This is a genomic window from Variovorax sp. P1_H12_2, from assembly GCF_056405335.1.
In genome coordinates this window covers 1-6,593 of record NZ_JBFUCI010000366.1, presented here as the reverse complement: position 1 = coordinate 6,593, position 6,593 = coordinate 1, and the positions used below count along the sequence as shown (strand labels likewise).

Sequence of the window (6,593 nt, the reverse complement as noted above, 5' to 3'; positions counted from 1 at the left end):
GTGCAGGTAGTAGTCGACCCGGGCCATGAGCCGTTCGACTGAAGCTGCGAGGTCTGTTTCGTTCATCTTCCGCTCCTCCGAACCCGACTTGCCTCCGGAACAACTCCTGCAGAAGTCAACTGCCTGAGTTTGGTCATTATGTCTCCAGCTCGGCGGAATCCTCTGCGCCGATTATCGTGCTCGGCCAACAACCTGACGCGTTGGGCAGGTATTGAATTCTTTAGTGCTAGTTTCCTAGCGCAGCCGAAAGCGATTCCAGGTACTGGCCAGTCGGGAGGGTGGGGGCGGTGGCGCCACGGCCTGCGCACTTCCGGGTGGCGGCAGTTGGTGTCGCAGGCTGTGCGCCACCTGCACGCAATCCTTGATGTGCAGTTCGCCCAGGGAGCGCAGCGCCGCGTAGCTCAGCGTGGCGGAAACCACCTGGCCTGCGATAGGCACGAATTTGGCGGCCTGGCTGGCGGTCAGCTTGACCCCCGCATGGCGCGCCAGCGCGACCAGCAAGTCACGCGTGACTAGGCGTCCCACCAGCAGCGCGCCGACCGTCGCGGCCGCTTTCCGGATGGTTTCGCGCTCGTTCGGCGCCATGCGCTCGACCTGGGTCACCGACAGGCCGAACTCGGCGCTGATCTGCGGCACCACGCGCGCCAGCAGGGCCGCGTCGGCGGCCCAGTCGATGCCGGGCAGCGGCACGACGCCCACCATGGCAGCCATCATGGCCTTGCGCCCGAGCAGGCGGCGACTGCGCCGAATGGCCGCAATCAGCTGTGGATCACCTTGAGCGAGTTCGATGGCGGAGGGCATGCCGCCTGCATTATCAGGCGGCGAGCGCCTCGAGCTGGTCCGACAGGGCCAGCCAGCGCTCTTCGAGCCGGGCGATCTCGTCGCCGAGCGTCTTCAGCCGCTTGCCGGCTTCGGCGATCTCCGGCGCCGGCAGGGGTTGCGCGAGGCGCTGCTCCAGCGCCGTCTTTTCGCTGCTCGCCGCGGCCAGGCGCTGGTCGATCTGGGCCAGTTCGCGCTTGAGCGGCTTGGCTTGCTCGCTGCGCTGCTGGCGCTCCTGCGCATCCTGCTTGCGCTGGTTCTTGCCGGAGGCGACCTCGGTGGCGGCCTTCTCGACCTTCGCCGCCGGCGCAACCGCCTCGACCTTGGGGGCCGCCGGTGCCGCCGCGTCGCGATTGGCCACCTTGGCTTCCTCGCGCAGGCGTTTGGCTTCGTCGAGGAGGTAGCGCTGGTAGTCGTCGAGGTCGCCATCGAAGTCGGTGATGACGCCGCGGCCGACCAGCCAGAATTCGTCGCAGACCGAGCGCAGCAGCGCACGGTCGTGGCTCACCAGCATCAGCGTGCCTTCGAACTCGTTGAGCGCCACGGCCAGCGCCTCGCGGGTGGCGAGGTCCAGGTGGTTGGTGGGCTCGTCGAGCAGCAGCAGGTTGGGCCGCTGCCAGACCATCATGGCCAGCACCAGTCGCGCCTTCTCGCCGCCGCTCATGGTGCCGACGGCCTGCTTGACCATGTCGCCGCTGAAGTTGAAGCTGCCGAGGAAACCGCGCAGGTCCTGCTCGCCGGTGCGCTCCTTGACGTTCGAGCCGAGTTCGCGCGCCATCCGCACCATGTGCTCGAGCGGGTTGTCCTGCGGCCGCAGCACGTCGAGTTCCTGTTGCGCGAAGTAGCCGATATTGAGCCCCTTGCCCTCGGTCACGGTGCCCGCGAGCGCGCCCATCTCGCGTGCGATGGTCTTGACCAGCGTCGACTTGCCCTGGCCGTTGGCGCCAAGGATGCCGATGCGCTGGCCGGCCAGCACCGAGCGGTTGACGCCGCGCAGGATGGTCTTCGGCGCCTCGCCTTCGACCTGGTAGCCGAAGCTCGCGTCGCTGATCGACAGCATCGGATTGGGGATGTTGCCCGGCTCCTTGAATTCGAAAGTGAAGTCGGCCTCGGCCAGCAGCGGCGCGACCTTTTCCATGCGCTCGAGCGCCTTGACCCGGCTTTGCGCCTGCTTGGCCTTGCTGGCCTTGGCCTTGAAGCGGTCGATGAACTTCTGCAGATGGGCGATCTTGTCCTGCTGCTTGGCGAAGGCCGACTGCTGCAGTTCCATCTGCTGCGCACGCAGGGTCTCGAAGGCGCTGTAGTTGCCGCCATAACGCGTGAGCTTGGCCTTTTCGATGTGCAGCGTGACGTCGGTCACGGCGTCCAGGAATTCCCGGTCGTGGCTGATCACGATCATGGTGCCGGCGTACTTCTGCAGCCAGGCTTCGAGCCAGACCAGGGCATCGAGGTCCAGGTGATTGGTGGGTTCGTCGAGCAGCAGCAGGTCGCTCGGGCACATCAGTGCGCGGGCCAGCTGCAGCCGCATGCGCCAGCCGCCCGAGAAGCTGTTGACGGGCTGGTCCAGCTCATGGGCCTTGAAGCCCAGGCCCAGGATCAGCGACTGCGCGCGCGGCACGGCGTCGTGTTCGCCGGCATCGGCCAGGTCGGTGTAGGCATGGGCCAGCGCCATGCCCATGTCGTGGTCGTCGGGGTCGGCCTCGTGGCCGGCCTCGGTCTGGGCCAGCACCGCGCGCAATTCGACCAGCCGGGTGTCGCCGCCGACCACGAAGTCGGTCGCCGGCTCGTCGGTCTCGGGCATGTTCTGCGCGACCTGGGCCATGCGCCATTGCTTGGGTAGGGAGAAGTCGCCGCCGTCTTCATGCAGGGTCCCGTTGAAAAGCGCGAACAGGGTGGACTTGCCGGCGCCGTTGCGCCCGACCAGGCCGACCTTTTCGCCGGGGTTGATGGTGACGCTGGCGCCGTCGAGCAGCACTTTGGCGCTGCGGCGCAGGATGACATTCTTGAGATTGATCATTTCGGTGCCCGCCGGTGGCGGGCATTTCAGAGGAGAGATTCGCGCGGGATCAGAAGGACCTGGTCCTCGCCCGCGCTGGTGGCGAGCCAAACCACTTCGAGCTGCGGGAATGCAGCCTCGAAGTGCGCGCGCTCGTTGCCGATTTCGAGTACCAGCACGGCGGCGTCGCTCATGCGGGCCGGTGCGTCGGCCAAGAGCCGGCGGATGAAGTCCATGCCGTCGGCGCCGCCGGCCAGCGCAAGCTCGGGCTCGGCGCGGTACTCGGCGGGAAGGACGTCCATGCTTTGGGCATTGACGTAGGGTGGGTTGCAGAGGATCAGGTCGTAGGGACCACGCACGCTGGCGAGTCCGTCGGATTCGAGCAGCGTGATGCGCTCGTCGAGCTGGTGACGGGTGACGTTGATCGCGGCCACTTCGAGCGCGGTGGTCGACAGGTCGGCCGCGTCGACCGAGATGTCCGGGTAGGTCAGCGCCGCCAGCACCGCGAGACTGCCATTGCCGGTGCACAGGTCGAGCACCCGGCGCGTGTGCTCGCCGAGCCAGGGGTCGATGCTGCCGTCGGCCAGCAGCTCGGCGATGAAGCTGCGCGGCACGATGGCGCGCTCGTCGACGTAGAAGGGCACGCCCTGCAGCCAGGCTTCCTTGGTCAGGTAGGCCGCCGGCTTGCGGGATTCGATCCGCTGCGCGAACAGGTCGGCGATGCGGGCCGCGTCGGCGGGCGATACCGGCCGCTCGGCCACCCCATCGAGCTCGTCGAGCGGCAGGCCCAGGCGCCAGAGCACCAGCCAGACCGCTTCGTCGAAGGCGTTGTCGGTGCCGTGGCCGAAACCCACGCCGGCATCGGCCAACTGCTTCGCGCCGGCCTCGATCAGTTGCATCACGGTGCTCATGGCAACAGCAGCGCTTCGAGCCTGTCCAGCGTGCGGCGATAGATGTTCTTGAGCGGCTCGATGTCGGCCACCGCGATGTGTTCGTCGATCTTGTGGATGCTCGCGTTGACCGGGCCCAGTTCGACCACCTGCTTGCAGATCTTGGCGATGAAGCGAGCGTCGCTGGTGCCGCCGCTGGTCGAGAGTTCGGTCTCGATGCCGGTCTCGTCGCGGATCGCCAGCTGTACCGCCTCGACCAGCTGGCCGGGCACCGTGAGGAAGGGCAGGCCGCCGACGGTCCAGGCGAGGGTGTGGTCGAGGCCGTGGGCGTCGAGCACCGCCTGCACGCGCTGCTGCAGCGACTCGGGCGTGGACTCGGTCGAGAAGCGGAAATTGAAGTCGATCACCGCCGCGCCCGGGATCACGTTGCTGGCGCCGGTGCCCGCGTGGATGTTGCTGATCTGCCAGCTGGTCGGCTGGAAGTGGTCGTTGCCGGCATCCCAGCCGCCCGCCGCGTTGATCGCGACCAGTTCGGCCAGCGCCGGCGCGAAGGCGTGCACCGGGTTCTTCGCCAGGTGCGGGTAGGCGATGTGGCCCTGCACGCCCCGGACCGTGAGCTTGCCGCTCATGGTGCCGCGGCGGCCGTTCTTGATCATGTCGCCGCAGCGTTCGACCGAGGTCGGCTCGCCGACGATGCAGTAGTCGATCGCCTCGCCGCGCGCGGCCAGCGTGTTGCAGACCACCACCGTGCCGTCGACGCCGGGGCCTTCCTCGTCGCTGGTGAGCAGCAGGGCCAGCGTGAGGCGCGGATCCGGCGTCGAGGCGAGAAACTCCTCGATCGCAACCACGAAGGCCGCCAGCGAGGTTTTCATGTCGCAGGCGCCGCGGCCGTACAACCGGCCTTCGCGGTGCGTCGGCGCGAACGGGTGGCTCGCCCACTGTTCGAGCGGTCCGGTCGGCACGACGTCGGTGTGGCCCGCGAAGGCCATGGTCTTCGTCGGGCCGCCCGCGGCGCCGGCGCGCACCGCCCACAGGTTGGTGACGCGAAAGTCGGCCGGGCCGCTTTCGATGGTTTCGAGCCGGAAGCCGAGCCGCACCAGGCGCTCGCCGAGGATCTGCTGGCAACCTCCGTCGTCGGGGGTGACCGAGGGGCGGGAGATCAGTTGTTCGGCAAGCTGGAGCGTTCGGGACATCGACAGGGCAGGTGGATCAGGGACGCACGTCGAGCGTGATGTCCGTGAAGGTGGGTTCCTCGAGCTGGTCGAGGAGGGAGCGTTCTTCGCTGCGCGCGGGCGGCGCCTTGCGGTTCTGCAGGCGCCACATCAGGTTGGTCGGCGAATCGGCCTGGGACAGGCCTTCCTCGCGGGTGACCAGATTTTCGGTGATCAGGCGCGCGATGTCTTCCTCGAAGGTCTGGGAACCTTCGGCCATCGATTGTTCCATGGCTTCCTTGACGGCCGAGAAGTCGCCCTTGCCGATCAGCTCGGCCACCAGGGCGGTGTTCAGCAGCACTTCGAGCGCCGGCACGCGGGCGCCGCCGGGCGTGCGCAGCAGGCGCTGGGCCACGATGGCGCGCAGGGCGCCGCTGAGGTCGCCCAGCAGCGTGGCGCGCACTTCCACCGGATAGAAGCTCAGGATGCGGTTCAGCGCCCGGTAGCTGTTGTTGGCGTGCAGCGTGGCGACGCAGAGGTGGCCGGACTGCGCGTAGGCGATCGCGGCGGTCATGGTCTCGCGGTCGCGAATCTCGCCGATCTGGATCACGTCGGGCGCCTGGCGCAAGGCATTCTTGAGCGCGACCTGCAGCGACTGGGTGTCGCTGCCGACGTCGCGCTGGTTCACCATCGACTTCTTGTTGGTGAAAGTGAATTCGATCGGCTCCTCGACCGTGAGGATGTGGCCGGTGGCGTTCTCGTTGCGGTAGTCGAGCATCGAGGCCAGCGTGGTGCTCTTGCCGGCGCCGGTGGAGCCGACCATCAGGATCAGGCCGCGCTTCTCCATCACCAGCGTCTTGAGGATCTCGGGCAGGTTGAGCTCCTCGAAGGACGGGATGGTGGATGCGATGTGCCGCACCACCACCGCATAGCTGCCGCGCTGGCGCATGGCGCTGATGCGGAAGTTGCCCGAGCCCTCGAGCGCGATCGCCATGTTGAGTTCGCCGGTGCGTTCGAGTTCGGCGATGCGGCTCTCGTGCACCACTTCGCCGAGCAGGCTCAGCGGCGCCTCGGGCGGCAGCACCTGGGCGTTGATCGGCATGCAGTTGCCGTTGATCCGGATCAGCGCCGGGGAGTTGGCCGAAAGATAGATGTCCGAAGCCTTGCGTTCGGCCATCAGACGAAGAATTCGCTCCATCATGTTCATTCGGCTTTCTCCTCAGCGTTGTGTTTCTGGAACTCCGGGCTTGCCAGAGCCGCCCCCTCAGGCGGCCGGGGCTCTCAATCGCGCAGCAGGTCGTTCAGGGAGGTCGTCGAGCGCGTCTTGGCATCGACCTTCTTCATGATGATCGCGGCGTAGGTGTTGTACTTGCCGCCCGGCTTGGGCAAGGTGCCCGCCACGACCACCGAGCCGGCCGGCACGCGGCCGAAGCTGACGGTGTCGGTGGCGCGGTCGTAGATCGGGGTGCTCTGGCCGATGAACACCCCCATCGACAGCACCGAGTTCTCTTCGACGATCACGCCCTCGACGACTTCCGAGCGGGCGCCGATGAAGCAGTTGTCCTCGATGATGGTCGGGCCGGCCTGCAGCGGCTCGAGCACGCCGCCGATGCCGACGCCGCCCGACAGGTGCACGTTGGCACCGATCTGGGCGCAGGAGCCGACGGTGGCCCAGGTGTCGACCATGGTGCCTTCGCCGACATAGGCGCCGATGTTGACGTAGGACGGCATCAGGAT

6 protein-coding genes are annotated in these 6,593 nt (G+C 67.5%); all 6 read right to left on the bottom strand.

What is annotated here, in order from left to right; genetic code table 11:
- Window positions 1–234 precede the first annotated feature (234 nt).
- Entirely contained in the window at window positions 235–801 is a 567-nt protein-coding gene (locus AC1D2K_RS27175; protein ID WP_478092526.1) for a hypothetical protein, read from the bottom strand.
- A gap of 13 nt (window positions 802–814) precedes the next feature.
- Window positions 815–2,836, bottom strand: coding sequence for an ABC-F family ATP-binding cassette domain-containing protein (locus AC1D2K_RS27170; protein ID WP_478092524.1), 2,022 nt, complete (start codon window positions 2,834–2,836; stop codon window positions 815–817).
- A 26-nt stretch (window positions 2,837–2,862) separates the two neighbouring features.
- A complete protein-coding gene (prmB, locus tag AC1D2K_RS27165; RefSeq protein WP_478092522.1) occupies window positions 2,863–3,726 on the bottom strand; it encodes a 50S ribosomal protein L3 N(5)-glutamine methyltransferase in 864 nt (287 codons plus the stop codon).
- The gene (gene dapE, locus AC1D2K_RS27160; protein WP_478092519.1) at window positions 3,723–4,898 is read right to left on the bottom strand and encodes a succinyl-diaminopimelate desuccinylase; all 1,176 of its coding nucleotides are present in this window, start codon (window positions 4,896–4,898) and stop codon (window positions 3,723–3,725) included. Before dapE ends, prmB begins: the two co-directional genes overlap by 4 nt.
- Before the next feature lie 16 nt (window positions 4,899–4,914).
- On the bottom strand, window positions 4,915–6,063 hold the full coding sequence (locus AC1D2K_RS27155; protein ID WP_478092517.1) for a PilT/PilU family type 4a pilus ATPase: 1,149 nt from the start codon (window positions 6,061–6,063) through the stop codon (window positions 4,915–4,917).
- Window positions 6,064–6,137: 74 nt separating this feature from the next.
- Window positions 6,138–6,593: 2,3,4,5-tetrahydropyridine-2,6-dicarboxylate N-succinyltransferase (locus AC1D2K_RS27150; RefSeq protein ID WP_478092514.1), on the bottom strand; the 456-nt coding region annotated here is incomplete at its 5' end.

Bases quoted from the DNA above. Each gene is read 5' to 3' on its own strand.
- AC1D2K_RS27175 (WP_478092526.1), bottom strand. From the start codon at position 801: ATGCCCTCCGCCATCGAACTCGCTCAAGGTGATCCACAGCTGATTGCG.
- AC1D2K_RS27170 (WP_478092524.1), bottom strand. From the start codon at position 2,836: ATGATCAATCTCAAGAATGTCATCCTGCGCCGCAGCGCCAAAGTGCTG.
- prmB (WP_478092522.1), bottom strand. From the start codon at position 3,726: ATGAGCACCGTGATGCAACTGATCGAGGCCGGCGCGAAGCAGTTGGCC.
- dapE (WP_478092519.1), bottom strand. From the start codon at position 4,898: ATGTCCCGAACGCTCCAGCTTGCCGAACAACTGATCTCCCGCCCCTCG.
- AC1D2K_RS27155 (WP_478092517.1), bottom strand. From the start codon at position 6,063: ATGAACATGATGGAGCGAATTCTTCGTCTGATGGCCGAACGCAAGGCT.